This window comes from Streptomyces sp. NBC_00086, assembly GCF_026343255.1.
Classification (GTDB): domain Bacteria; phylum Actinomycetota; class Actinomycetes; order Streptomycetales; family Streptomycetaceae; genus Streptomyces.
In genome coordinates this window covers 4,245,641-4,270,853 of the sequence record NZ_JAPELZ010000001.1, presented here as the reverse complement: position 1 = coordinate 4,270,853, position 25,213 = coordinate 4,245,641, and the positions used below count along the sequence as shown (strand labels likewise).

The 25,213-nt window shown below is 72.4% G+C and carries 25 protein-coding genes, 1 tRNA gene and 1 other RNA gene; 18 read left to right on the top strand and 9 right to left on the bottom strand.

The features are described 5' to 3' along the window. Positions 1-10: 10 nt before the first annotated feature. Together OG276_RS19150 and ffs are read right to left on the bottom strand one after the other, a co-directional pair. The gene (locus tag OG276_RS19150; RefSeq protein ID WP_266907105.1) at positions 11-2,230 is read right to left on the bottom strand and encodes a DNA polymerase III subunit gamma and tau; all 2,220 of its coding nucleotides are present in this window, start codon (positions 2,228-2,230) and stop codon (positions 11-13) included. Between the two features lie 113 nt (positions 2,231-2,343). After that, positions 2,344-2,442, bottom strand: an RNA gene (gene ffs, locus OG276_RS19145) — signal recognition particle sRNA small type. A gap of 131 nt (positions 2,443-2,573) precedes the next feature. On the opposite strand from ffs, the gene OG276_RS19140 reads away from it, so the two are divergent. The 5 genes from OG276_RS19140 to OG276_RS19120 all read left to right on the top strand — a co-directional run bounded on the left by OG276_RS19140 (position 2,574) and on the right by OG276_RS19120 (position 7,249). Further along, positions 2,574-2,661 (top strand) — tRNA-Ser (locus OG276_RS19140). A gap of 142 nt (positions 2,662-2,803) precedes the next feature. Continuing rightward, positions 2,804-3,697: an RNA polymerase sigma-70 factor gene (locus OG276_RS19135; protein ID WP_266907103.1), complete on the top strand. Its 894-nt coding sequence runs from the start codon at positions 2,804-2,806 to the stop codon at positions 3,695-3,697. 95 nt (positions 3,698-3,792) lie between these two features. After that, positions 3,793-4,569, top strand: a complete 777-nt coding sequence (locus tag OG276_RS19130; RefSeq protein ID WP_266907101.1) for an SDR family oxidoreductase — start codon at positions 3,793-3,795, stop codon at positions 4,567-4,569. 168 nt (positions 4,570-4,737) lie between these two features. Further along, entirely contained in the window at positions 4,738-6,438 is a 1,701-nt protein-coding gene (locus tag OG276_RS19125; RefSeq protein ID WP_266907099.1) for an aspartate:alanine exchanger family transporter, read from the top strand. Positions 6,439-6,487: 49 nt separating this feature from the next. Next, positions 6,488-7,249 (top strand): ATP-grasp domain-containing protein, encoded by a 762-nt coding sequence (locus tag OG276_RS19120; RefSeq protein WP_266907097.1) that lies wholly within the window; start codon positions 6,488-6,490, stop codon positions 7,247-7,249. An 18-nt stretch (positions 7,250-7,267) separates the two neighbouring features. Here OG276_RS19120 and OG276_RS19115 read toward each other — a convergent pair whose 3' ends face one another. Next, entirely contained in the window at positions 7,268-8,125 is an 858-nt protein-coding gene (locus OG276_RS19115; RefSeq protein WP_266907095.1) for a universal stress protein, read from the bottom strand. Positions 8,126-8,283: 158 nt separating this feature from the next. Here OG276_RS19115 and OG276_RS19110 point away from each other — a divergent pair, with 158 nt between their 5' ends. Next, positions 8,284-8,685 carry a molybdopterin-binding protein gene (locus OG276_RS19110; RefSeq protein WP_266907093.1) on the top strand — a complete coding sequence of 134 codons (402 nt, stop codon included), beginning with the start codon at positions 8,284-8,286 and terminating at the stop codon, positions 8,683-8,685. 26 nt (positions 8,686-8,711) lie between these two features. Here the strand turns inward: OG276_RS19110 and OG276_RS19105 are convergent, their stop codons facing one another. Continuing rightward, on the bottom strand, positions 8,712-10,223 hold the full coding sequence (locus tag OG276_RS19105) for a helix-turn-helix domain-containing protein (protein WP_266907091.1): 1,512 nt from the start codon (positions 10,221-10,223) through the stop codon (positions 8,712-8,714). Between the two features lie 276 nt (positions 10,224-10,499). Between OG276_RS19105 and OG276_RS19100 the strand changes: the two genes are divergently transcribed. From OG276_RS19100 to OG276_RS19090, 3 genes are all read left to right on the top strand, one after another. Further along, the gene (locus OG276_RS19100; RefSeq protein WP_266907089.1) at positions 10,500-11,327 is read left to right on the top strand and encodes a xanthine dehydrogenase family protein subunit M; all 828 of its coding nucleotides are present in this window, start codon (positions 10,500-10,502) and stop codon (positions 11,325-11,327) included. Continuing rightward, entirely contained in the window at positions 11,324-14,101 is a 2,778-nt protein-coding gene (locus tag OG276_RS19095) for a molybdopterin-dependent oxidoreductase (protein WP_266907088.1), read from the top strand. The genes OG276_RS19100 and OG276_RS19095 overlap by 4 nt, the downstream gene beginning before the upstream one ends. A 166-nt stretch (positions 14,102-14,267) precedes the next feature. After that, positions 14,268-14,714 (top strand): molybdopterin-dependent oxidoreductase, encoded by a 447-nt coding sequence (locus OG276_RS19090; protein WP_266907086.1) that lies wholly within the window; start codon positions 14,268-14,270, stop codon positions 14,712-14,714. A gap of 10 nt (positions 14,715-14,724) precedes the next feature. Here the strand turns inward: OG276_RS19090 and OG276_RS19085 are convergent, their stop codons facing one another. Continuing rightward, positions 14,725-15,144 carry a molybdopterin-binding protein gene (locus OG276_RS19085; RefSeq protein WP_266907084.1) on the bottom strand — a complete coding sequence of 140 codons (420 nt, stop codon included), beginning with the start codon at positions 15,142-15,144 and terminating at the stop codon, positions 14,725-14,727. 277 nt (positions 15,145-15,421) lie between these two features. Here OG276_RS19085 and OG276_RS19080 point away from each other — a divergent pair, with 277 nt between their 5' ends. Beyond that, entirely contained in the window at positions 15,422-15,769 is a 348-nt protein-coding gene (locus tag OG276_RS19080; protein ID WP_266907082.1) for a DoxX family protein, read from the top strand. A gap of 58 nt (positions 15,770-15,827) precedes the next feature. Here OG276_RS19080 and OG276_RS19075 read toward each other — a convergent pair whose 3' ends face one another. Further along, positions 15,828-16,640, bottom strand: a complete 813-nt coding sequence (locus OG276_RS19075; protein WP_266907080.1) for a VOC family protein — start codon at positions 16,638-16,640, stop codon at positions 15,828-15,830. Between the two features lie 109 nt (positions 16,641-16,749). On the opposite strand from OG276_RS19075, the gene OG276_RS19070 reads away from it, so the two are divergent. Together OG276_RS19070 and OG276_RS19065 are read left to right on the top strand one after the other, a co-directional pair. Beyond that, on the top strand, positions 16,750-17,376 hold the full coding sequence (locus OG276_RS19070) for an HhH-GPD-type base excision DNA repair protein (protein WP_266907078.1): 627 nt from the start codon (positions 16,750-16,752) through the stop codon (positions 17,374-17,376). A gap of 54 nt (positions 17,377-17,430) precedes the next feature. Beyond that, positions 17,431-17,907: a cupin domain-containing protein gene (locus tag OG276_RS19065; RefSeq protein WP_266907076.1), complete on the top strand. Its 477-nt coding sequence runs from the start codon at positions 17,431-17,433 to the stop codon at positions 17,905-17,907. On the opposite strand, the gene opcA is transcribed toward OG276_RS19065, so the two are convergent. Both opcA and OG276_RS19055 read right to left on the bottom strand, forming a co-directional pair. Next, positions 17,853-18,788 (bottom strand): glucose-6-phosphate dehydrogenase assembly protein OpcA, encoded by a 936-nt coding sequence (opcA, locus tag OG276_RS19060; protein ID WP_266907074.1) that lies wholly within the window; start codon positions 18,786-18,788, stop codon positions 17,853-17,855. The two genes, OG276_RS19065 and opcA, sit on opposite strands and share 55 nt — an antisense overlap. Positions 18,789-18,842: 54 nt before the next feature. Beyond that, positions 18,843-20,414, bottom strand: coding sequence for a helicase HerA-like domain-containing protein (locus OG276_RS19055; RefSeq protein WP_266907072.1), 1,572 nt, complete (start codon positions 20,412-20,414; stop codon positions 18,843-18,845). Between the two features lie 87 nt (positions 20,415-20,501). On the opposite strand from OG276_RS19055, the gene OG276_RS19050 reads away from it, so the two are divergent. Both OG276_RS19050 and OG276_RS19045 read left to right on the top strand, forming a co-directional pair. Beyond that, the gene (locus OG276_RS19050) at positions 20,502-20,798 is read left to right on the top strand and encodes a type II toxin-antitoxin system VapB family antitoxin (protein WP_112446725.1); all 297 of its coding nucleotides are present in this window, start codon (positions 20,502-20,504) and stop codon (positions 20,796-20,798) included. Between the two features lie 111 nt (positions 20,799-20,909). Beyond that, entirely contained in the window at positions 20,910-21,560 is a 651-nt protein-coding gene (locus OG276_RS19045; RefSeq protein ID WP_266907068.1) for a LytR C-terminal domain-containing protein, read from the top strand. Between the two features lie 73 nt (positions 21,561-21,633). Here the strand turns inward: OG276_RS19045 and upp are convergent, their stop codons facing one another. Next, positions 21,634-22,269: a uracil phosphoribosyltransferase gene (gene upp, locus OG276_RS19040; protein ID WP_250738518.1), complete on the bottom strand. Its 636-nt coding sequence runs from the start codon at positions 22,267-22,269 to the stop codon at positions 21,634-21,636. A gap of 208 nt (positions 22,270-22,477) precedes the next feature. On the opposite strand from upp, the gene OG276_RS19035 reads away from it, so the two are divergent. From OG276_RS19035 to tadA, 4 genes are all read left to right on the top strand, one after another. After that, positions 22,478-23,491 carry a universal stress protein gene (locus OG276_RS19035; RefSeq protein WP_266907064.1) on the top strand — a complete coding sequence of 338 codons (1,014 nt, stop codon included), beginning with the start codon at positions 22,478-22,480 and terminating at the stop codon, positions 23,489-23,491. A gap of 145 nt (positions 23,492-23,636) precedes the next feature. After that, complete coding sequence (locus OG276_RS19030; RefSeq protein ID WP_243341832.1) at positions 23,637-23,810, top strand: hypothetical protein; 174 nt, start codon at positions 23,637-23,639, stop codon at positions 23,808-23,810. 274 nt (positions 23,811-24,084) lie between these two features. Beyond that, positions 24,085-24,684: a hypothetical protein gene (locus OG276_RS19025; RefSeq protein ID WP_266907060.1), complete on the top strand. Its 600-nt coding sequence runs from the start codon at positions 24,085-24,087 to the stop codon at positions 24,682-24,684. A gap of 77 nt (positions 24,685-24,761) precedes the next feature. After that, positions 24,762-25,190, top strand: coding sequence for a tRNA adenosine(34) deaminase TadA (tadA, locus tag OG276_RS19020; protein WP_266912924.1), 429 nt, complete (start codon positions 24,762-24,764; stop codon positions 25,188-25,190). The last annotated feature ends 23 nt before the right edge of the window (positions 25,191-25,213 follow it).

Genomic DNA, 25,213 nt, shown 5'->3' with positions numbered 1-25,213 from the left:
GTCAGACCCCCTATTCGTTCGTATATTCCTCTACAACGGTGGCCCCGAGTTCGCGCACGATCAGGTCGTGTCCGCTGAGGGCGGTGTCGACGAGGTCGGGGTCGTCCGCCTCCGCGATGTCGTCCTCGGGAGCGACCGGCGGGGGTGCCTGGTGGGTGGGCTGCTGGTGCTGCTGGGACTGCTGCTGGTACGACTGCTGCGGCTGCTGGGGCTGTTGCGGGGACTGCTGCGGCTGCTGCTGGTACGACTGCTGGGGCTGCTGTGACTGCTGCGGGGACTGCTGGGCCGGTGGCTGGTTGTAGGCGGGCGCGGGCGGAGCGCCGTAGGAGGACGCGGACACCGGGGCCATCGGCTGGGCGCCCCCGCCGACCACGGCCTCGATCTTCCAGGTGACCTGGAACTGCTCGGCGAGCACCGCCTTGAGGACGTCCTCGCTGCCGCTGCTCGCGAAGTTGTCGCGGGCTCCGGCGTTGGGGAAGCCGAGCTGGAGGGTGGTGCCGTCGAAGCCGGCGACCTGGGCGTTCTGGCTGAGCAGGATCCAGGTGAAGCGGCGGCGGTTCTTGACGGCGTCCAGGACGGCCGGCCACATGGCCTGGATCTGCCCGGCGCCGGCGGCCATGCCGGGTGCCGGGGCGTCGGGCGCCGCCGGAGCGGAGGCCTGGGCGGCCTGCGCGGGGGCCGCCGGGGGAGCCGCGGGGGCCACCGGGGCGCCGGGGGTGGCCGCCCCGGGCCAGGCACCCGCGGCGGGGGCCGCCGGTGCGGGCGCGGGAGCCCCGGGCGTGGCAGCGCCGGGCCAGGCACCGGGGGCGCCGCCGCCGGGCTGCGCGGCGCCGGGCCAGGCGCCGGGGGCAGCGGCCGGGGCCGGAGCCGGGGCGGCGGCCACCGGCTCGGGCGGAGCCACCGGGGCCGGGGCGGGGGCCTGGTGCGCGGGAGCCTGGTGCGCGGGAGCCTGCTGGGTCGGAGCCGGCTGCACGGGGGGCCGTACGGCCGCGGGGGCCATCGCGTGGGCCTCCGGCCCCGGTACGTAGCCCATGGCGGGGGCCGGGGCGAAGGCAGCGGCGGCGGATGCCGCGCCGCCGCGCTCCAGCCGGTCGAGCCGCGCCTGCACGGAACGCTCGTCGTCGAAGGCGGCGGGCAGCAGCACGCGGGCGCAGATCAGCTCCAGCTGCAGCCGGGGCGAGGTGGCCCCGCGCATCTCCGTGAGCCCCGTGTTGACCAGATCGGCGGCCCGGGACAGCTCGGCGGCCCCGAAGACGGAGGCCTGGGCCTGCATCCGCTCGACCACGTCGTTGGGGGCGTCGATCAGCCCCTTCTCCCGGGCGTCGGGCACGGCGGCCAGGATCACCAGGTCGCGCAGCCGCTCCAGCAGGTCGGCGACGAAGCGGCGCGGGTCGTTGCCGCCCTCCACCACCCGGTCGACGATCTCGAAGGCGGCGGCCCCGTCCCCGGCGGCGAAGGCGTCCACGACGGCGTCGAGGAGCGTGCCGTCGGTGTACCCGAGGAGCGAGGTGGCCATGGCGTACGTCACACCCTGCTCGGTGGCGCCGGCCAGGAGCTGGTCCATGACGGACATGGAGTCACGGACGGATCCGGCTCCGGCGCGCACGACGAGCGGCAGCACGCCCTCCTCGACGTGGGCGCCCTCGCGGCCGCAGACCTCGCCGAGGTAGTCCCGCAGGGTGCCGGGGGGCACGAGCCGGAAGGGGTAGTGGTGCGTCCGGGACCGGATGGTGCCGATGACCTTCTCGGGCTCGGTCGTGGCGAAGATGAACTTGAGGTGCTCCGGCGGCTCCTCGACCACCTTCAGCAGGGCGTTGAAGCCCGCCGGGGTGACCATGTGCGCCTCGTCGATGATGTAGATCTTGTACCGGCTGGAGGCGGGCCCGAAGAAGGCCTTCTCGCGCAGGTCACGGGCGTCGTCCACACCACCGTGCGAGGCCGCGTCGATCTCGATGACGTCGATGGAACCCGGCCCGTTGCGCGCGAGGTCCTTGCAGGACTGGCACTCCCCGCAGGGGGTGGGCGTGGGGCCTTGCTCACAGTTCAGGCAGCGGGCCAGGATGCGCGCGCTGGTGGTCTTGCCACAGCCTCGCGGCCCACTGAACAGGTACGCGTGATTGACCCGGTTGTTGCGCAGCGCCTGCATCAGCGGGTCAGTGACATGCTCCTGACCGATGACCTCGGCGAACGACTCGGGGCGGTAGCGGCGGTACAGCGCAAGGGACGACACGTCTACGAGGTTATCCGGGCCCACCGACAACAGCGGCCCGCAGACCCGCCCGGTCCACCGTGGTCCGCGCGCGCTCCCGCTGAGCGGCCCGGCCGGCCCGACCCGTTCCGGGAACGCAAAGCGCCCCCCACGCACCCGCCAGAGCCCACTTACCCTTGCTGCCTTCCGGCCCTGGGGGAGTTGGGTGAGATAGCGCCACGTGAGGGGCTGGGCCCCACCCTAGCGGATGGAGGGCCCCGGAATCGACCCGCACCCCGACCCGGACCCCGACCCGGACCCCCGCCAGAGCCCACCCGACGATCACGTTCGCGAGCACCCCTCAACGTCTTGTATTGTTTGCCGCGGAGGATTCGCCTAGTGGCCTAGGGCGCACGCTTGGAAAGCGTGTTGGGGGCAACCCCTCACGAGTTCGAATCTCGTATCCTCCGCCATTGCTCTCACCGGGCAATACGTTGAAGAGCCCCACCGCTTGCGGTGGGGCTCTTTGCGTTCCCCCGTCTCGGCTTCCGTCGCGGCTTCCGTCGCCGTCGGCCCTCAGGAGCCCGAGCCGGGGGTGCTCGCTAGCGTGGGGCCATGGATACGGCACAGGAGTTCGAGGACCATCGATCGCGGCTGTTCTCGCTGGCGTACCGGATGCTCGGCTCGGCGGCCGAGGCCGAGGATGCCGTGCAGGACGCGTACCTGCGCTGGCACGGCGTCGAGCCCGGTCAGGTGGCCGCGCCGGGCCCGTGGCTGGCCAAGGTGGTCACCAACCTGTGCCTGAACCGGCTCACCTCCGCCCGGGTGCAGCGCGAGGAGTACTTCGGGCCCTGGATCCCGGAGCCGGTGGGGACCGGTGCCGGGGCGCTGGGGCCGATGGAGACGGCGGAGCAGCGGGACTCGGTGTCGTTCGCCGTGCTGACGATGATGGAGCGGCTGTCGGCCCCCGAGCGGGCCGCCGTGGTGCTGCGGGACGCCTTCGACTACAGCCACCGCGACATCGCGGGCGTACTCGACTGCTCCGAGGCGAACGCGCGCCAGCTCTACCGCCGGGCCAAGCAGCACCTGACCGACGGCCGGCCGCGGTTCACCAGCTCGCGGGAGCAGGACGACGAGCTGCTCGCCCGGTTCCTGGCCGCCGCGTCCGAGGGGGCGATGGAGCAGCTGGAGCAGCTCCTCTCCGACCAGGTCGTCGTCTGGTCGGACGGCGGCGGCAAGGCGAGTGCGGCGAGCCGGCCGGTGGCCGGGCGGGACAACGCGGCCCGCTTCCTCGTCGGTCTGTTCTCCCGGTGGGTCAACGGCGCGCAGATCGGGTTCGCCGAGGCGAACGGCGTTCCGGCGGTGGTCAGCTGGGCGGACGGCGAACTGACGGCGTTCGGGGCGCTGGAGCTCGGCGAGGGCGGGATCACGGGCATCCGGCTCGTCCTGAACCCGGACAAACTCGCCTTCCTCGCAACTCAGCTCCGAGAGTTGTCACGGAACGACTGACCCGCCGGTTCTTCATCAGTGACGGCGACGCCGACGGCGCCGGCAACGGGGCCGACGGCGGCGGCAGCGACAGCGGATTCGGAAGGCCGAGACTGATGAAGAACGACACGATCATGGTGACCGGAGCGACGGGCATGCTCGGCCGCGAGGTGCTGGAGCGGGTCCGCCGCACCGGCCGCCCGGTGCGCGCGCTCACGCGCAGGACCGCGCTGCCCGAGGACGCCGGCGTGGACTGGTACACCGGCGACCTGACCACCGGCGCCGGACTCGACGAGGCACTCGCGGGCGTCGTCACGGTCATCCACTGCGCGAGCGACCTCCGGCACTTCAAGAACGACCTCCCGGGCTTGCGGCACCTGCTGGAAGCCGGGAAGCGGGCCGGCGTCGAGCACGTCGTCAACATCTCGATCGTCGGCGTCGACCGGATCCCCTACCCGTACTACCGGGTCAAGCTGGAGGGCGAGCAGGTGCTCGCCGCCTCGGGGATCGGCTGGACCAACCTGCGGGCCACCCAGTTCCCGGCGCTGCTCGACCTCGCCCTCGGGGCCCTGTCCAAGCTCCCGGTGGTCCTCGTGCCCTCCCGCACCGACTGCCAGCCGGCCGACGCGGGCGAGGTCGCGGACCGGCTGGTCGAACTGGCCCTCGGCGACCCGGCCGGCCGCGTACCCGACTTCGCGGGCCCGACCGTGTACCCGGCCGCCGGCCTCGCCAGGGACTGGCTGCGCGCCGCGGGCAAGCGCCGCGCCGTCCTTCCCGTCCACGTCCCCGGGAAGGTCGGGGCCGCCTGGCGCGCCGGCCATCTGACCGCCCCGGGTCAGGCGCTCGGCCGACGCACCTGGGAGCAGTACCTCGCCGAGCGGGTCGCCCGCTGACCCGCCGGCCTGCCGGTGCGCCGGCGGGCTGGACATGCGGGTGGGCAAACCGGCACATACCGTTTCCCGAGACGGCCAGGAGGTCGCGCGGGCGCACCGACGGGTCCGCAGCCGGGCATGCGGCCGGGCACGCGGCCGGGCGGAAGCGGGTGGGTGCGGGTGGCGTGGATGGACTGGCTCAGGACGGAGATCTTCCGGCCCTACCCCGAGCTGCTCATCTTCCTGACGATCGCCGTCGGCTTCCTGCTCGGCCGCCTCCGCTACAAGTCCATCGCGCTCGGCGCCGTCACCGGATGCCTCGTCGCCGGCCTGGTCATCGGCTCCCAGGCCAAGGTGGAGATCGACGGTCCGATCAAGTCCGTCTTCTTCCTCATGTTCCTCTTCGCCCTCGGCTACGACGTCGGCCCGCAGTTCTTCCGCGCCCTGCGCAAGGACGGCCTCCCCCAGGTCGTCCTCGCCCTGATCGTCTGCGTCACCGGACTCGCCTCCGCCTGGGCCTTCGCCACCCTCGCCGGTTACGGGCCCGGGCTCTCCGCCGGGCTGCTCGGCGGCGGCCTCACCCAGTCCGCCGTCATCGGCGTCGGCTCCGACGCCATCGCCCACCTGCCCGGGGTCGGCGCGGCCGAGGCGCGGGACCAGTCGCATCTGATCGCCGTCGCCTACGCGGTCACGTACCCCCTCGGTACGGTCCTGCCCGCGCTGCTCCTCGCCGGGTTCCTGCCCCGCCTCCTGCGCCGGGACCTCGCGGCCGAGAGCGCCGTGCTCGCCGCCGATCTGGAGGCCGCCGAGGACGACCCCGACGCCGGGGAGGGCTACTACAAGCACGTGCTGCGCGCGTACGCCGTCGACGTGGCGGCCTTCGCCGGGCGCACGATCGGGGACTTCGAGGCGGAACAGAAGGCCGCCGGGCGGCGGCTCTACATCACCCGGCTGCGGCGCGGCGGGGAGATCCTGGAGCACACTCCGGACACCCGCGTCGAGATCGGGGACGTCCTGGCCGTCAGCGCGGTCCGCGGCGACCTCGTCGCGTACGACGCGCGCACGCACATCGGGATGGAGACGGACGACTTCGAGCTGCTCGCCTACCGCACCGAGTCCCTGCACGTGGTCATCACCGACCGGAACCTCAGCGGCCGCACCATCCGCACCCTGCGCCACGAGCAGTTCATGCCGGGGGTCTTCGTCGACGAACACTGGCGGGCCGGCGCCGACCTGCGGGTCCGCCTCGACAGCACCGTGGAGCGGGGCGACACCCTGGTCCTGACCGGGCCGCGCAGCCGGGTGGAGGCGGCCGCGGCGGAGCTCGGCAAGCCGGTGCCGACCAGCTTCGCGACGGACATGGTCTGGATCGCGCTCGGGCTCTTCCTCGGCGGCTGCCTCGGCATCCCGGCGCTGCACGCGGCCGGTGCTCCACTGTCGCTGTCCACCTCCACCGGGGCGCTGCTGATGGGGCTGGTCTTCGGCTGGATCCGCAGCAAGTACCCCACGTACGGGAACCTGCCGTCGGCCGCGCAGTGGCTGATGGGCACGCTCGGCCTGTGCGTGTTCGTCACGGTCGTCGGCCTCAACGCGGGCCCGAGCTTCGTCCCGGGCCTGCGCGAAGCCGGCTGGCCGCTGCTGCTCTGGGGCGCCGCCGTGACGAGCGTGCCGCTGCTGGCCGGATTCGCCTACGGGCACTTCGTGCAGCGGCTCCCCCTCCCGATCCTGCTCGGCGCCCTGGCCGGAGCCCAGACCACGACGGCCGCGCTGGGCGCCCTGACGGAACGCGCGCGCAGCCAGATCCCGGCCCTGGGAACGACGGTGCCGTACGCCCTGGGCAACGTACTGCTGACGATGTGGGGGTCGGTGATCGTGCTTCTGCGGCGGTGAGGGGGCCGTCTGCCTTCCCGTTCGCCCGGTCTGCGATCACCATGGCCCCATGGACGATGCGGTGTTCTTGGTGCCCGGGCAGCGGACCACGACCGCCGGGCTGCTCGGTGAGGCGGCCGGGCGGCGGGGGATGGAGGTGCGGGGGCTCGACGCCGAGCTCGGGGGGCTGGCGGGGCGGGTCGTGTACTGGTGCGGTGGGCCCGCGGCCGGGGCGCGGGTGGCCGGGGCGCTCGGGATCGGGCTGCTGGAGCCGCCGGACGACTGGCTGGCCGGGCTGCCGGAGTGGGCCACCGGGCGCGGGATCCGGCTGAGCAGCCTGGGAGAGGCGCGGGCGGCGCTGCGGGGGCCGGCCTTCGTGAAGCCGCCGCGCGAGAAGTCCTTCCCGGCCGCTGTGTACGCGGACGGCGCCGAGCTGCCCGAACTGCCGCCGGACACCCCGGTGCTGGTCTCCGGGGTGGTGGACTTCGCCGCCGAATACCGGCTTTTCCTCCTGGACGGGGAGATCGCCGCCGGGAGCCGCTACGCCGTCCACGGACGGCTGGATCCCGCCCCGCTGGACGAGGACCCGCGGGCCGCGGAGGTACGCGCCTTCGCGGCCCGGCTGCTCGCGGCAGCGGATGACACCCTGCCGAGTGCCGTGACCGTCGACGTCGGCTTCGCCGGCGGCACCGTGGTCGTCGTGGAGGCCAACATGGCCTGGTTCTCGAACTGTTACGCCGCCGATCCGGGCCGCGTCCTCGACGTGGTGCTCCGCTCGGCCGGCCCCCGGGAACGGGTCTCCGAGGCCGACCGCCGGTTCGTGCGCGGCTGAACAGACGGCAGGGACGGCTTAGCCGTGCGGGATCAGGGCCACCGGGCTGTGGGCGTGGTGGGCCACCGCGTGGTCCGTGGGGCCCATGCCGTGCAGGGGGCGGTGGTGGCGGCGGCCCACGACCAAGAGGTCGGCCTCGGCGGACTCGTCGAGCAGGAGCCGCGCCGGGTCGCCGTGGCGGGTCACGCACTCGGTGCGCACCCCCGGGTAGCGCGCTCCGGCCGCGGCCACCGCCGCTTCGAGCTCCTGCGGGTCCGCCGGGTCCGTCTGCACGGCGTGCACCGCGCGCAGCGGGAGGTCGTGGCGGGCCGCCCAGGCGTAGGCGAAGTCGAGCACCGCGGCATGGTCGCCCGCCGGCTCCACCCCCACGACGACCCCGTGTCCGTGCGGTGCGCGCTCGGCGGGTTCCCGTACCAGGACGACGGGGACCTCGGCGCGCCCCGCCACGTGCAGGGCGGTGGAGCCGAGCCCCGGGGCCACGTGGTGGCGGGCCTCGCCGCTCGCGCCGAGCACGATCAGCCCGGCGTGCGCCTGCGCGGCCGCCCGCGGGATCTCGTTGCCGGGTCCGCCCTCGGCGGTGGCCGCCTCGACGGTCAGGCCCTGGTGGGTGGCGCGGAGTTCCTCGGCGAGGGCCGTGAGTACGGTCCTCGCCGCGCGCTCGCCCTCGCCGAGCACGGGCTGGAACTCCACCGAGATCGGCTGGACGGTCGGCCAGGCCTGGCCCACGTGGAGCAGCCGGAGCGGCGCCCCGGTGGCCAGGGCCTCACGGGCGGCCCACCGGGCGGCGGCGAGGCTCCGGGCGGACCCGTCGAACCCGACGAGGAGGGGGAGGACGGGCGGGACGGGCGGGGCAGGCTGGTCGGACGGGACGGACATCGGCGGCACCCTTCTTCCACATGCCGCGGCCAATTCCTGGTCGCTCTTACGACGCTACGCCAACTGCCGCCTTTACCCCCTTTGTGGCCTTGTGGCCTATCCCGAGAGCCGCCCCGCGACCCGGTGAACCCTTCCGGTCGCAGCACTAGGCTGCGCGCGTGCCCTCGTACTCGATCGGGCAGGCCGCCGGCCTGCTGTGCGTGAGCCCCGAGACCGTCCGCCGCTGGGCCGACGGGGGCCGGCTGCCCGCGCGCCGGTCGTCCGACGGGGCACGAACCGTCGACGGGGTCGCCCTCGCCGCCTTCGCCAAGGAGCGGGCAGCGGGTCTGCATCCGGTGCCGCAGACGGCCGCCGCCACCTCCGTGCGCAACTCCTTCGCGGGGATCGTCACCGCCGTCCGGCTCGACGAGGTCGCGGCCCAGGTCGAGGTCCAGTCGGGCCCGTACCGCCTCGTCTCCGTGGTGACCCGGGAGTCGGTCGAGGAGCTCGGCATCGCGGTCGGGGTCACCGTGACGGCTCGGGTGAAGTCCACGGACGTGCACATCGACCTGGCCTTCTAGGGCCCGCCCTACGGCAACGGCAACGGCTAGCAGCGCAGCGCCGCGTACAGGTCCAGCTTGTGGTCGAGGCGCGAGAGGTCGCGGCCGGTCAGGGCCTCCACCCGTTCGATCCGGTAGTGGACCGTGTTCACGTGCAGGTGCAGCGCCTCCGCCGTACGCGTCCACGAGCAGTTGTTCGCGAGGAACACCTCCAGCGTCTCCCGCAGCATCCCGTCCCCGAGCGAGCCCAGCGTCCGCGCCCCGAAGACTCCGCGCACCTCCGGCGGGACCCCCGCGAGCAGTTCGTTCAGGGTGTCCAGCCGCTCGACCCCGCGGACCGGGACCACCGCGTCGGCTGCCGTCAGCGCGAAGCGCGCCTGGCACAGTGACGCGCCTAGCCCGTCGGCCGAAGCCGTCCGCGCGCCCACGCCGAGCCGCAGGTCGGCCCCCGGGTCGGCGCACGCCTGGAGCAGCGGCCATACGGTGCCCAGCCGGTCGGTGAGATCGGCGGTGTCGGGCCTGGCGGTGGCGTCAGGCCTGGCGGTGGTGTCGGGCCTGGCGGTGGCGTCGCCCCCGTCCGGGCCCTCGTACAGCACCGCCCCGCCCGGCCCCGCCGCCCACCGGACCCCCTCCAGGTGCCCCAGCGCCTCCGCCAGCGCATCGCCGTCGGTCGCCGCCACCACCCGGTACGGACCCCCCGCGGGCAGTCCGGCCGCCTGGAGCGCGGCGCCGAGGAGGTCCGGTTCGGCCTCGGCCGCCACCAGGGCGAGCAGGTCCCGTCCGGCGGCCCGTCGCGCGGCCACCCGGCGGGCCCGGCCGTCGCGGTACTGCGCGAACACCTCGGCGATCTCGTGGAGCACCCGCGGCGGCGCCGCGTCCGCGTCCGGGACGTGCAGCAGCCAGGCGTCGTACGGGGAACCCTCGGCCTCGACGCCCAGTGAGACCCCGCCCTTCGCGGCGGAGGCGGCCCGCTGGGCCGGGATCGCGGGCGCGGACGGGGTACGGGCCACCGTGCGGCCGCTCGCGGTCAGCAGGTAGCAGGGCAGCCGGCCCAGGTGCGCGCACGCCCGGTCCAGCAGCTCCGCCGGCCCGGCTCCGCCCTCCAGGAGTCCGCTGAGCTCGCTGCGCACGTTCTCGGGGAGCGCGAAGTGCCGGGTCGGGCGCCGGCTGAGGTCACCCCACTGGCGGAGGTACACCGCCTCGGTGACGGCCCGGAAGCTGGTCCGCGCGGGCACCGCCACCAGCGGCATCCGGTGGGCCCGGCAGGCGGCGACGAGCTCCTCGGGCACCCCTCCGTGGGTCTCCTCGCCCGCCAGCAGCGCCCGCGCTCCGGCGTCGGCGAGTGCGGCGACGAACCGGTCGGTCCTGGCGGCCGCCGAGGCCCCCGGACGCCACCACACGAGGCCGCTGAGGACGAGCTCCCCGGGGCCCAGGAACCGGCCAGGGTCCTCCAGGTCGGTGGCGGTCACCCCACTGACCTCCTGGCCGAGAAGGGACTGCTCGCCCCAGAGCAGGGTGAGGCCGAGGTTGTCGGACTGGAGCAGGTCGAGGACGTGCATGACAGGGACTCCTTGCGGCGGGTGGCAGCCCACAATCGCGAGGCGAATATGAGGCTAGCCATGGTAAATGCAAGGGCAACCCTCCGAACAGCCTCTTGGATGATTCACCAGGCAGGCCCCGTCGGCCCTGGTGTTTTTCCGTGGCGGGGACCAGTCGCCCCCGCCCCCGGCGCGTTGTTTCACTGACGGGACGACGGAAAACGGCGAAAACCCACGGGCGGGCGGCACGCGGGCGACGAGCCGGCGACGAGACAACGACGGAAAGGATGGCGGGAAATGGACCTCAACACGGTGCTCGACGTACGCGACGCCCGCCGCCGCGAACCCTGGCGTCCGGGTGACGCCTGGCTCGGCGGCGGCACGTACCTCTTCTCCGAGCCCCAGCCCCACATCCGCCGTCTCGTCGACCTCTCCCGAATGGGCTGGCCACCCCTGTCCTGGCAGCCTGACGGCTCCCTCGACATCGCCGCCACCTGCACCATCACCGAGCTGTCCCGCTTCGGCCGGACCCTGCCCGCCACGGCCGCGCCGCTCTTCGAACAGTGCTGCCGGGCCTTCCTCGCCAGCTTCAAGATCTGGAACATGGCGACCGTCGGCGGCAACCTCTGCAACGGCCTCCCCGCAGGTCCGATGATCTCCCTCACCGCCGCCCTCGACGGCACCGTCCTCCTCCAGGGCCAGGACGGCGCCACCCGCCGCCTGCCCGTCACCGACTTCATCCGCGGGGCCGGCGTCAAGGACCTCCGCGACGGCGAGCTGCTCCGCTCGGTCCGCCTGCCCGCCCGCGCGCTGGACTGCCGAACCGCCTTCCGCCAGGCCTCCCTCTACGGGCTCGGCCGCTCCGGCGCCCTCGTCATCGGCGCGTCCGACCCCGCCGACGGCTCCCTCACGGTCACCGTCTCCGCCGCGACGACCCGACCGTTCCGCTTCTGGTTCGCGCTGCCGCCCACGGCCGCCGAGCTGCGGGCGGCGATCGACTCCGCCGTCCGGCCTGAGGAGTGGTTCGACGACATCCACGGACTGCCCGCCTGGCGGCGCCACATGGCCCTGCGCCTGGCGGAGGAGATCCGGGCCGAACTCACGCTGGAGGGCGTTTCCCGATGAGCTACGAGATCGAGATCAACAAGCGGCGCTTCGAGGAGAAGCCCCGCTCCGGCCAGTGCCTGCGCACCTACCTCCGCGAGCGCGGCTGGTTCGGCGTGAAGAAGGGCTGCGACCAGGGCGACTGCGGGGCCTGCACGGTCCACGTCGACGGGCAGCCGGTCCACAGCTGCCTCTACCCGGCCGTCCGCGCCGAGGGCCGCTCGGTCACCACCGTCGAGGGGCTGTGCTCGCCCGGCGGCGAACTCCATCCCGCGCAGCAGCAGTTCCTCGACGCCCAGGGCTTCCAGTGCGGCTTCTGCACCGCCGGGTTCCTGATGACCACCTCCGCCCTCCAGGCCGAGCGGGGCACCGCCCACGACGACGGCAAGCTCGACGACCTCCCGCGCGCCTTCAAGGGCAACATCTGCCGCTGCACGGGCTACCGCGCCATCGAGGACGCCGTACGCGGGGTGAAGCACGTCGAAACCCCGGAGGCGGGGCAGGCCGTCGGCAAGAGCCTCGGCGCCCCCGCCGGCCCCCAGGTCGTCACCGGCACCGCCCGCTACACCTTCGACGTCGACGTCCCCGGCCTGCTCCACATGAAGCTGCTGCGCTCCCCGCACCCGCACGCCCGCATCGTCTCCATCGACACCCGCGAAGCCCTCCGGGTCCCGGGCGTCCACGCGGTCCTCACCCACCACGACGCCCCTGACCGGCTCTATTCGAGTGCCCGTCACGAGCACCCGACCGAGGACCCGATGGACACCCGGGTCCTGGACGACGTAGTCCGCTTCGTCGGCCAGCGCGTGGCGGCCGTCGTCGCCGACTCCGAGCAGGCCGCGGAGGAGGGGTGCCGCCGCGTGGTGGTCACGTACGAGGAACTCCCGTACGTCATCGACCCGGAGGAGGCCATGCTCCCGGGCGCCCCGGTCATCCACCCCAAGGGACCCGAGTCGGGCATCTTCCGCGCCGAGAACAACGTGTGCGGCGAGGTCCACAACACCCTCGGCGACATGGAGAAGGGCTACGCGGAAGCAGATGTCGTCTACGAGGAAACCTTCCAGACCCAGCGCGTACAGCACGCCAGCCTGGAGACCCACGGCAGCGTCGCGTACTTCGAGCCCAAGGAGGACGGCTCACCGGGCGAACGCATCACCGTCCGCTCCTCCACCCAGGCACCGTTCCTGACCCGGCGAGCGCTGTGCGCCCTCTACGACCTGAACGAGGACGAGGTCCGCGTCGTCGCGAGCCGCGTGGGCGGCGGATTCGGCGGCAAGCAGGAAATGCTCACCGAGGACATCGTGGTGCTCGCCGCCCTGAAACTGCGGCGCCCGGTGAAACTCGAATTCACCCGGGCCGAGCAGTTCTACGGGGCCACCACCCGCCACCCCTTCAAGATCACCATCAAGATCGGCGCCAAGGCGGACGGCACCCTCACCGCGCTCCGCATCCGGGTCGTCTCCAACACCGGCGCCTACGGGAACCACGGCCCGGCGGTGATGTTCCACAGCGTCGGCGAGTCCTTCGCCGTCTACAAGGCCCCGAACAAGGAGGTCGAGGCCTACTCCGTCTACACCAACGGCGTGCCCGCCGGCGCCTTCCGCGGCTACGGCCTGGGCCAGGTGCTCTTCGCCCTCGAATCGGTGATGGACGAGCTCGCCGTCCGGCTCGGCATGGACCCGCTCGTCCTGCGCGAGAAGAACGTCATCGGCCCCGGCGACCACATGGTGACCCCGATCGGCCATGAGGAGGACCTCTTCATCGCCTCGTACGGCATGAAGCAGTGCATGGACGTCGTCCGCAAGGCCATCGCCGAGGACCGCAGCCACGAGGACGTTCCCGAGGGCTGGCTCACGGGTCAGGGCACGGCGGTCGCGATGATCGCGACCGGACCTCCCGGCGGTCACTACGCCGACGCCCGGATCAGCCTGCTGCGGGACGGGACGTACGACATCGCCGTGGGCACGGCCGAGTTCGGCAACGGCACCACCACCGTCCACAAGCAGATCACCGCCGGAGCCCTGAACACCACGGTCGACCGCATCGCCGTCCGCCAGTCCGACACCGACGTGGTCCGGCACGACACCGGCGCCTTCGGCTCGGCCGGCACGGTGGTGGCGGGCAAGGCGGTCATGCTGGCCGCCGACTCCCTCGCCGAGCGCCTCACCACCTTCGCCGCCCGCCACACCGGCGCGGCCCGGCACCTGTGCAAGCTGTCCGCCGAAGCCTTCGACTGCGCGGGCCGCCTGGTCACCCTCAAGGAGCTGTACGAGGCCGCGTACGACACGGGCCGGCTGGAGGAGATCGCGGCCGACGGCCACTGGGGCGGCTCCCCGCGCTCGGTGGCCTTCAACGCCCAGTGGTTCCGCATCGCAGTCGACCCGGACACCGGCGAGATGAGGATCCTGCGCAGCGTCCACGCGGCCGACGCGGGCAAGGTCATGAACCCGATGCAGTGCCGCGGCCAGGTCGAGGGCGGCGTCGCCCAGGCCCTCGGCGCCACCCTCTTCGAGACCGTACGGGTGGACGGGCGCGGCGAGGTCACCACGGCCGCCTTCCGCCGCTACCGGCTCCCGCAGTACGCCGATGTCCCGCGTACGGAAGTCCACTTCATGGAAACCTCCGACGCGATCGGCCCGCTCGGTGCCAAGTCCATGTCCGAGAGCCCCTTCAACCCGGTGGCCCCGGCCTTCGCCAACGCGCTGCGCGACGCGACGGGAATCCGCTTCACGGAGCTCCCGGTGACACGGGACGTGGTCTGGCAGAGGATCCACGAGGCGGGCGGCCGCACGTGAACCGCCTGGTCAACGGCTGGTCCGGCACGGCGCCGCGGCCTGACACCTCGGCGAACTCGAATCTGCCAGGTAGAATCGACTATCAGATGCATAGGTGCGGCTCATATCAAGCTCCGAACCTTGCATACGAGGTTCCCGGAGACGTGCAGCCGGGCATGAGTGACCCATGGCCAAACTCATGCTGCACGGAGACCTGGACCACCCGGCGACGCTCAGCGTCGCGGACCTGCGGGACTGGGCACAGCACCGGGCCGCGGTCACCTTCGACTGCGCGACGAACGGTCCGCAGCACCACGTGTTCGAGGGGCCGTTGCTCCGGGAGGTCATCTCGGCCGCCGGCCCGGCCTTCGACGTCCGCCGCCGCAAGGACCGTTCGCGGTTCCTGCTCGCCGTGACCGGCGGGGACGGGCACCATTCGATGCTGTCCTGGGCCGAGTTGGACGCCGACTTCGGCGCGAGCCCGGTACTGCTGGCGACCCGCCTCGACGGTGAGGACCTCGACGAGGCGGGTGCGCAGCTGGTGGTCCCTTCGGACCGGTGCGGGGCGCGCTACGTCAGCGCCGTCACGCACGTGTGGTTCGGCGCGCTGTCTCCGCCGAGCCTGGGGCTGTAGAGCAGGGGCCTCAGGCCGTCGCGAGGGAGATCTCGGTCGACTTGATCAGCGCGACGACGGAGGACCCGGCGGCCAGGCCGAGCGCCTCCACGGCGTCCTTGGTGATGGCGGCGGTCAGCCCGCCGCCGTTCACGTCCACCTTGACGGACGCCATGGCGCCGCCGGTGGCGATGTCCACGACGGTGCCGGGGATCTGGTTGCGGATGGAGATGCCGTCGACAACGCCGGTGGCCAGGGCGACCTCGGTGGCCTTGACCAGCGCCTTCACGGAGGAGCCCGAGGCGAGGCCGAGGTCCTTGACGGCGTCGGTGGTGATCGCGGCGGTGATGTCCTGGCCACCTTCCAGGCGGACCTTGACCGTCGTCATGGCCTCGCCCGAGGTGACGGAGGTGACGGTGCCGGCGATCTGGTTGCGGATGCTCAGGCTCATGAGTGGTTCGACCTCTTATGTAGAAAGTTCCGTTCGTACGGCCCGGGGAGAACCGCACAAGATCGAAGTTAGGCGGCCTCGGAGCGGCCTGCGTTCAGCCCCTCGCATCCGCCACCCGGAACCACCCGGGCGGCTGGCCGGTGCGCCGGGAAAAGAATCTTCGGGGTTCTCTTCGCGGTTCCTGTCACATCCGTGCGGTGGCGCGGGTCAGTGCGGTGAGGAAGAAAAAATCCCGTCCGCACCGCCGGACGCGACACCGCCTACCGAGGAGCCCCTCATGGACATCGCCGCCACCGTCGTCGCCGTACTCGCCGCCGCCATGTCGGGCTTCTCGGGGTACTCGCTCCTGCGCCGCGCCCCGTGGGTCGTGGAGGCCATGGAGCAGTACGGGGTCCCCCAGGCCTGGTGGACCGCGCTCGGCGCGGCCAAGGCCGCCGGGGCCCTGGGCCTGCTGGCCGGCCTCTTCGTCCCTGCCGTCGGCGTCGCCGCGGGCATCGGCCTGGTCGTCTACTACACCGGCGCCGTGCTCACCGTGCTCCGGGCCCGGGCCTACGCCCACGCCCCCTTCCCGGTGCTCTACATGGCCCCGGTGGTCGCCGCCTTCGCCCTCGGCTTCGCCGCGTAGGGCGCACGAGGGTGCGGGGGCGACGGGGCCCCCGCTCCTCCCCGCCTCGCTCCGCCCGTCAGGAGAACTTCGGCATCTCTCCGACCGTCTTCGCCACGTCGATCACGGCGAACGCCGCGCCCTGCGGGTCCGCCACCGCCGCGAAGCGGCCGAAGGGGCTGTCCATCGGGCCGAAGTGCAGCTTGCCGCCGTGGGCCTGGGTCTTGGCGACCGCCTCGTCGCAGTCCGGGACGGCGAAGTAGACCTGGACGTACGAGGGGATCTGCGGCGGGAAGTCGGTGCCCATGTTCATCCGGCCCAGCACCGGGTTCTCCGGGCCGCCCAGGCTGAAGACCTTGAAGTCCATCCCGGCCGTCTCGGGGTCGTCGCCGAGGTCCATCTGCTGGGTTCCGTACGGGAAGACCTGCGGGAGGAACGCGTCCGGCTTGGCCACGTCGCGCGAGAAGAACTCGGCCCAGCAGTACGCGCCCGCCTCGCCGATCTTCTCGAAGCCCTTGTGGTCGCCCGGCTGCCAGACGCCGAAGACGGCGCCGCTCGGCTCCTTCGCGATGGCCATCGTGCCGAAGGAGCCGACCTGCATCGGCTCCATGAGGAGCTCGCCGCCGGCCGCCTTGATCTTCGCGGCCGTGGCCGCGGCATCGGGCGAGGCGAGGTAGAGGCACCATTGCGAATGGCCCTCCGCCCCCGGCATCGGCGGGACGACGGCCGCGACGGCCTTGCCGTCGGAGTAGGCCTGCGTGTAGTTGCCGTACTCACTGCTGGACTCCCCGAAGGTCCAGCCGAGCACGTCGGCGTAGAAGGTCTTCGCGCCCTCCAGGTCGGAGAACATCGCGTCCACCCAGCAGGGCGCGCCTTCCGTGAACTCAGTCATGATCGATCGACTCCCGTGTCGTGTACGACGTGACCCGTCTCGGTACTCAACGCTAGGCGCGGGGTCTGACAATCGCGCGGGGAGCACCGCCGCGCGGGACCCTGGGTGCATGGACGACAAGAACAAGAGCGTCACCATCCGGCTCGCCCAGCAGCCGGAGGCCGACGAGCTGCTGGGCCGCAGCCCGCTCGCCGCGCTGGTCGGGATGCTGCTGGACCAGCAGGTACCCATGGAATGGGCGTTCTCGGGCCCCTACACGATCGCCCGGCGCCTGGGCTCCGACGACCTGGACGCGCACGCGATCGCCGCCTTCGACCCGGAGGCCTTCGCCGCGCTGCTCTCCGAGAAGCCGGCCGTGCACCGCTACCCGGGCTCGATGGCGAAGCGGGTGCAGCAGCTGTGCGCGTACCTGGTGGAGCACTACGAAGGGGACGCGGCGGCGGTGTGGACCGGCGTGGACACCGGCGCCGAGCTGCTGGCGCGGCTGCGGGCCCTGCCCGGCTTCGGGGAGCAGAAGGCGCAGATCTTCCTGGCGCTGCTCGGCAAGCGGTTCGGGGTGCGTCCGCGCGGATGGCGCGAGGCGGCCGGCGGGTACGGGCCGGCGAACGTCTACCGGTCGGCGGCCGACATCACCGGTCCGGAGTCACTGGCCAAGGTACGGGCGCACAAGCAGGAGGCGAAGGCCGCCGCGAAGGCGGAGAAAGCGGCCACCAGCGGTTCCAGTAAACGGAATTGACAGTTCGGGCGAGTGTCGCGCCCGTTGTCAGACCCTGCCCCTAAGCTCGGGATCATGACTGAGAACCTGACCCGCGCCGCCAGTGCCGAAATCATCTCCGATGGCCCCGGCAGCCTCATCACGCTGCTCACCGACACCGCCGAGCTCACCTGCAACACGGCCACCTTCGAGGTCGGCGCGGCGGGTGCCCCGGTGCACTTCCACACCAAGGCGACCGAGTTCTTCCACGTCACGGACGGCTCGCTCGACGTCCTGCTCGGCGACGAGATACACACCCTGACCAAGGGCGACTTCCTCGCCGTGCCCCCCGGTGTGAAGCACGCCTTCGCCCCGGCCGCGGACTCCACCGCCGAGGTCTTCGTCGGCTTCACCCCCGGCATGGGCCGCTTCGACTACTACCGGCTGCTCGGCCGGGTGCGGGCCGGCGAGGCCACGGTGCAGGACATCATCGACAGCCAGCCGGTCTACGACAACCACTACGCGGAGAGCGACGCCTGGGCCGGCCGCCTGAAGCGCAGCGCCGAAGCGTAGATCTCGTCGGCGTCGAGCCGTCGCAGTTCCTCCGCGATGAGCTCGGCGCTGCTGCGGATCTTCAGCGCCACCTTGCGGTCGGGGCTGCCCGGCAGGAGCAGGGTGGCCAGGACCCCGTCCGGGCGGTCCACGCGGATCTCCCCGGCCGTGGTCGACAGCCGGACCCGGGTGATGACCGGGCCCTCGGTCGCCACCCGTTCCACGGGCACGCCGAGCCGGTCCTCCAGCCAGCGGGCCAGCAGCTCGGAGCTCGCGTTGCCGGGCTCGCTCTCCACGGCCGCGCCCGTCACCGGGAGCGGCTTCTGGTCCAGGGCGGCGGCCAGCAGCGAGCGCCACGGGGTGAGCCGGGTCCAGGCCAGATCCGTGTCCCCGGGCTCGTAGGCACCGCCGCGGACGTCGAGCGCGGCGACCGGGTCGTCGGCCGCCTCGGCATCCGTGATCCGGCGCTGCGCGAGGGCGCCCAGCGGGTCCCGGGCCGGCGCGGCCGGTGCCTCGGCGGGCCACCAGGCCACCACGGGCGCGTCCGGCACCAGCAGCGGGAGCACCACGGAGCCCGCGTGCTCGTTGAGCGTCCCGTGCAGCCGGAGCAGCACGATCTCCCCGGATCCGGCGTCGGAGCCCACCCGCAGCTCGGCGTCGAGCCGGTTCTGCCGCAGCCTCTGCGAGCCGCGGGCGGTGCGCTTTATGACCGCGATGATCCGGCAGGGGTGCTCGCGCGAGGCCTCGGAGGCCGCGCGGACGGCGTCGTAGGCGTTCTCCTCGTCCGTGGCGACGAGGAGGTTGAGCACGAGCCCCATCGTGGGGCTCCCGACGGCCCGTCGCGCGTCGAGCAGGGCCCGGTTGACCTTGCTGGAGGTCGTATCGGTGAGTTCGGTCCGCATGCTCCGAGTCTCGCAGGCCGGACAGGGCCTCAGGTACGGATCCCCCGAGCGGGGTCAGCGGCGCCGCCTGGCCGTGCCGAAGATGGACCGGGAGATCTCGCGGCCCAGCTGCGTACCGATCGACCTGGCCAGGGAGCGGAAGAGCCCGCTGCCCACCACCTGCTCCGCCAGCGAGGGATCCGGCTTCGGCGCCGCCTTCGCTGCCGCCTTCGCCTGCTTCTCCGCCTCCGCGGCGGCCGCCGCCGCCTCGGCTTCCGCCTCCGCCGCGGCCTGCTCGGCGCTGATCTTCTCGTACGCCGATTCCCGGTCGACGGGCTCCGCGTACCGCGAGTAGAGCAGCGAGGACTTCACCGCCTGGTCCAGCGCGCCGGCGTCGATCGGCCCCATCAGCGACTGGGGGGCCCGCAGCCGGGTCGCCGCCACCGGCGTCGGCGCGCCGTTCTCGCTGAGCACCGTGATCACCGCCTCGCCCGTCCCCAGCTGGGTCAGCAGCTCTTCCAGGTCGTAGTCGGAGTTCGGGAAGGTCTTCACCGTCGCCTTCAGCGCCTTCGCGTCGTCCGGGGTGAAGGCGCGCAGCGCGTGCTGCACCCGGTTGCCGAGCTGCGCCAGCACGTCGGCCGGCACGTCCTTCGGGGTCTGGGTGACGAAGAAGACGCCGACGCCCTTGGAACGGATCAGCCGGACCGTCTGCGTGATGGCTTCGAGGAAGGCTTTCGAGGCCCCGTTGAACAGCAGGTGCGCCTCGTCGAAGAAGAAGACCAGCTTGGGCTTCTCCAGATCGCCGACTTCCGGAAGGTCGGTGTACAGGTCCGCCAGCAGCCACATCAGGAAGGTGGAGAAGAGCTGCGGTTTGTCCTGGACCGCCGGGAGCTCCAGTACGGAGACCAGCCCGCGCCCGTCCGCCGCCGTCCGGAGGAATTCGCTGGTGTCGAATTCGGGCTCTCCGAAGAATTCCGCGGCCCCCTGCTGTTCGAAGGCGGTGAGCGCCCGCAGGATCACTCCGGCGGTCACCGTGGAGAGTCCTCCGATGCCCTTGAGCTCGGGCTTTCCCTTGTCCGAGACCAGGAACGCGACGACCGCCCGCAGGTCCTTGAGGTCGATCAGCTCCAGGCCCTTGGTGTCGGCGTAATGGAAGATCAGCCCCAGCGACTGTTCCTGCGTCTGGTTGAGCTGGAGCACCTTGGACATCAGGACCGGGCCGAAGCTCGTCACGGTGGACCGGAGCGGGATTCCGGGGCCGATGCCGCCGAGCGAGTAGAACTCGGCGGGGCATCCGGTGGCCTCCCAATCCTGGGCCACGTCCTTGGCCCGTTCCCCGATCTTCTCGTTGGCCGTACCGGGCGCGGAGATCCCCGAGACGTCACCCTTGATGTCCGCCAGGAAGACCGGAACGCCGTTGGCCGACAGCTGCTCGGCGATGAGCTGCAGCGTCTTGGTCTTGCCCGTTCCGGTGGCTCCCGCGACCAGTCCGTGCCGGTTGAGCATCGACAGCGGGATGCGGATCTGGTGCTCCGGCAGGCAGGCCCCGTCCCAGAGCAGGGCCCCCAGATCGAGCGCGGGGCCGGTGAAGGCGTACCCCGCGGCGATCTGGCCGGCGGGGGACGCGGGGTCGGTGCTCTGGCTCATATATCACTCCCGAAATAGCCTATTTGCCACCTTTGCACCGTCATCGCAAGGCTGCGCCCGCAGGCCCCTGCCCGGTAGGCTTTCCGTGTGATCTTCAAGCGCATCGGAAATAGGCGGCCGTACCCCGACCACGGCAGGGAAACCACCCGGCAGTGGGCGGATGTCGCCCCGCGCCCGGTCCGGCTCGACCAGCTTGTGACCACCAAGGGCCAGCTCGACCTCGAAACGCTGCTCGCCGAGGATTCGACCTTCTACGGGGACCTCTTCGCCCACGTCGTGAAGTGGCAGGGCGACCTGTACCTGGAGGACGGCCTGCACCGCGCCGTCCGCGCCGCGCTCCAGCAGCGCCAGGTCCTGCACGCGCGCGTCCTCGAACTGGGCTGATCCACCCTTCCCGGGTGCCGGATAGGTCCCGGTTGCGCCTTTCGGGTCGGTCTTGCCCTATCAACAGATGATTCAGTGGGCATCGGCAGCGGTCGGCATTACGCTGCGCACATGAGCATGCTCACTCCCCCTGGCATGGGCGGAAAGTACAAGGTCACGGGAGCGGCTTACCCCCGCATGTCCCGCCCTCGACGCCGCCGCCGGATCGTCCTCCTGGTGCTCGGATCGATCATCGGGCTCGCCCTGATCGCTTACGGGGCCGTGCAGCTCATCGATGTGTTCGGCGGCGACGCGGACAAACGCAAGACCGCCGCCGCGGCCAAGGACTGCGCCACCCCCGCCCCCAAGGCGGGCTCCACCGCCGCCGCCTCCGCGCCGAAGGTCGTCCTCCCGCCGCCCGGCGGGATCACGGTCAACGTCTACAACGCGACCCCGCGCGCGGGCCTCGCCAAGGCCGTGGGCGACGAGCTCAAGAGCCGCGGCTTCGCCATCGGCAAGGTCGGCAACGCCCCCGCCGACTTCGACAAGAAGGTCCCGGGCGCCGGGATACTGGTCGGCTCGCCGCAGACGGACAAGGCCGTCTTCTCCGTCCTCGGCACCAACCTCGCCGGCGCCACCCAGCAGACCGACACCCGCGAGACCGCGGACGTCGACCTGATCCTGGGCGACGCCTTCAAGGAGCTCACGCCGAAGGCCGACGCGGACAAGGCCCTGGCCGCCCTGGCCAACCCCCAGCCCGCGCCGCCCGCGAAGAAGTGCTGACCGGCCGATCCGCCGACTGACAGAGAAAGCCCGGCCCCTCAGCGGGGGCCGGGCTCTTCACGTGGTGCGCGGGCTATTCCGCCGAGCCGTACATGCGGTCGCCCGCGTCGCCCAGCCCTGGCACGATGTAGCCGTGCTCGTTGAGCCGCTCGTCCACCGCGGCCGTCACCACCGTCACCGGCGTGCCCGCCAGCTCTCGCTCCATGATCTCGACGCCCTCGGGCGCGGCCAGCAGCACCACCGCGGTCACGTCGTCCGCACCGCGCTTGATGAGCTCCTTGATCGCCGCGACGAGCGTGCCGCCGGTGGCGAGCATCGGGTCCACCACGTAGACCTGGCGGCCGGAGAGGTCCTCCGGCATGCGCGTCGCGTACGTGGAGGCCTCCAGGGTCTCCTCGTTGCGGACCATGCCGAGGAAGCCGACCTCGGCGGTCGGCAGCAGCCGCACCATGCCGTCGAGCATGCCGAGACCGGCGCGCAGGATCGGTACGACCAGCGGCCGCGGGTAGGAGAGCTTCACGCCGGTGGTGGGACCGACGGGGGTGACGATGTCGGCCTGCTCGGTGCGCACGTCCCGGGTGGCCTCGTACGCGAGCAGGGTGACCAGCTCGTCGGCGAGGCGCCGGAAGGTGGGGGAGTCGGTGCGCTTGTCGCGCAGGGTGGTGAGTTTGTGCGCCACCAACGGGTGATCCACGACCTGCAAACGCACAACATCCTCCAAGACTCAGCTGCCGGGCTTTCACCTGCGACCTGCGACGCCGCTACCTGCGACCGCTCCACCTGCAAAAACGGCCGCAAATACGCGACCCATACCCAAAAGGCTACGCGCTGCGCCCGCCCCTTCGCGCCCGAAGCGGCGGCCACGCCCGCAAACCCCTGGAGATGCGACCCGCCCGGACCCCCAGCACGCTGGACTGATGACCCACGCAATGGTGATCGCCGCAGTCGACGGATCCGAACACAGCCTCAAGGCCCTGGAGTGGGCCAGGGCTGCGGCAGTGCGCCACGGCACCGGGCTCATCGTCGCCCACGTCCTGTCCGACAGCGCCCAGCTGTACGCGGCACGCCGTTCCTCCCTGTACGACCGCACCGAGCCCGAAGAGTCCGAGGACCCCGTCAGCGCGCGGATACGGGCCCATCTGGCCGCAGGGGGCCGACTGCCCTCCGAAGTCCGCTACGAGTCCCTGGAGGGCTCCGTCCCGGAGGCCCTGCGGGACATCGGGGAGGGCGCCCGGATGCTGGTGATGGGCTCCCGGGGCCGCGGCGGCTTCGCCGCGCTGCTGCTCGGCTCGAACAGCCGTGCCGTGGCCACCAGCGCCGCCTGCCCGGTGGTCGTGGTCGCGCACGAAGCGCGCGGAGTGGACGCGGCCGCCCAGGCCTCGGCCGGGCGCGTGGTGCTGGGACTGCACGCCGCCGAGACGCCCGACAACGTACTGGACTTCGCGTTCACGGAGGCCGCCGCGCGGGCCACCACCCTGCAGGTGGTGTCGGCGTACAGCATCCCGCCGTCGCCGACGATGGTGATCGACAGCCCCTTCGCGGTGATCCCGCCGGAGGCGCTGGTGGGGGAGGACGAGAACGCCGTGCCGGCCGAGCGGGAGATGCTCCGCTCCCAGACGCAGCGGCTCGCGCCGTTCCGGGAGAAGTACCCGACCGTGCCCGTCGAGCAGGCCGCGGTGCCCGGGGACGCGGCCGGGCGCCTCGTCGCCACCTCGAACTCGGCGGCGCTGGTCGTCGTGGGGCGCCACCACCCGCGCCGGCACATCCGGTCCCTGATGATCGGCTCGGTCGCGAACGCCGTGCTGCAGCACGCCCACGGGCCGGTGGCGATCGTCCCGACGCTGTCGGAATCCACGGAGGAATCCACGGAGGAATCCACAGGGGAATCCACGGGGGAGTCCCGGGAGGAGCCGCCGAAGGAGTCCGCGTGACTGAGCCATCCGAGTCGCCGGGATTGTCGGAATCCGACTGAATTCCCTCCGAGTGGTGACAGAAGGTGGCATCAAACGGCCGGTCCGAGGGAAGGTGGGGGTTCGGGGGGACGGACCGGACCGGACCAGCCAGGGGCGGTGACCCATGCCCGATGACGATCACGAGCCGCTGGAGACGACGGCGCAGCGCAGAGCCCGGCGCGCGCAGTTCCTCCGCGACCTGCACGAAGCCCGGGAACTGCGCGACCGGGTCCAGCCCAGGCGTGCCCGCGCCGCCCGCATGCGCCAGCAGATGCGCATGCGCACCTTCCGCTGGTGAGGCCCCTGCCGGAGGCCCCGGCGAGCTCCCGCCGCGCCTCCGTAGGCCCGCCGTCCGGCCGCCGTCCGGCCCCCGTCCCGGCCCCGGCACGAGGCCCCGTACAACACGCGCGGCCAGCGCCACGGCGCGGAAGACCTCTCGCAATGGCTCCGTTTCTGCCACGATGCCGACTGGGCGGGGTACGAAACGGCGAGCAGGAGGCCGTTCCACCCCCACCCACCTCCGGCCGGGGGGAACTCCAACCGGCACGCCTATGACCAGTGGGAGAGTCACGGTGTATTTCGCCGCACTGCTCGCGCGCACCGAAGACGGGTGGGAAGCGAGCGACATGGAACTCGACGATGTCGAGTCTCTGAGTGATCTGATCGATCTCGCCCGCTCCGCCTCTGTCGACGACGACACGGTGGTAGCCCTCATCGAACAGGAGGACACCTGGTTCGGGGTCGTCCGGGTGGACGGCGAGGAGGACCCGCGCTACTACGTGTCCAACGCCGCCGCCGCCTCCCGCAGCTCCTACGGCTCGATGCTGACCGACGAGCTGCTCGGCAAGGACGACGAGGACGACGAACTCGACGAGCTGGACCTCGACGGCACCGAGGACGGCGAAGACGAGGTCATCGCCTCCTATCCGGACGGCGGATCCGCCGCCAGAGACGGGGGGGACCACGCATACGTGGACGACACGGACGACACCGACGCGGACGAGGACGTCCGGGCCGGAGCCGAACCGGCACCCGCCGGCCCGCTCGGCGACCCCAGGCTGCTCGACGACCTCGGGGTCAGCCACAAACAACTGATGACCCTGGACGGGGACGCGCTCTCGGAGATCGCCGATTCGCTCGGCGCCACCGAGGTCCTGGAGGCCGTCCGCTAGTGATTCCCGCGCACCACCACACCCCGCAGCCCACCCCGTACGCACCCGATCCCGTACGGGACCCGTGGCAGGACTCCATGCGCCTGGCGCTCCGGGAAGCCGCCCTGGCGGTGCCGGCCGGCGACGTGCCGGTCGGCGCCGTGGTGCTCGGCCCGGACGGGAAGCTCCTCGCCACCGGGCACAACGAACGGGAGGCGACCGGAGACCCGACGGCGCACGCCGAGGTACTGGCGCTGCGCCGGGCGGCCGCCGCCCTCGGGGAATGGCGGCTCCCGGGGTGCACCCTCGTGGTGACCCTGGAGCCGTGCGTGATGTGCGCGGGCGCGCTCGTGCAGTCACGGGTGGCCCGGGTCGTCTACGGGGCGTCCGACGAGAAGGCGGGCGCCGCGGGGTCGCTGTGGGACCTCGTACGGGACCGCAGGCTCAACCACCGGCCCGAGGTCATCGCGGGCGTGCTCGCGGGGGAGTGCGCGCGGCAGCTGACGGAGTTCTTCCGCGAGCTCTGAGGGCCGGCGCGCGTATCGATTTC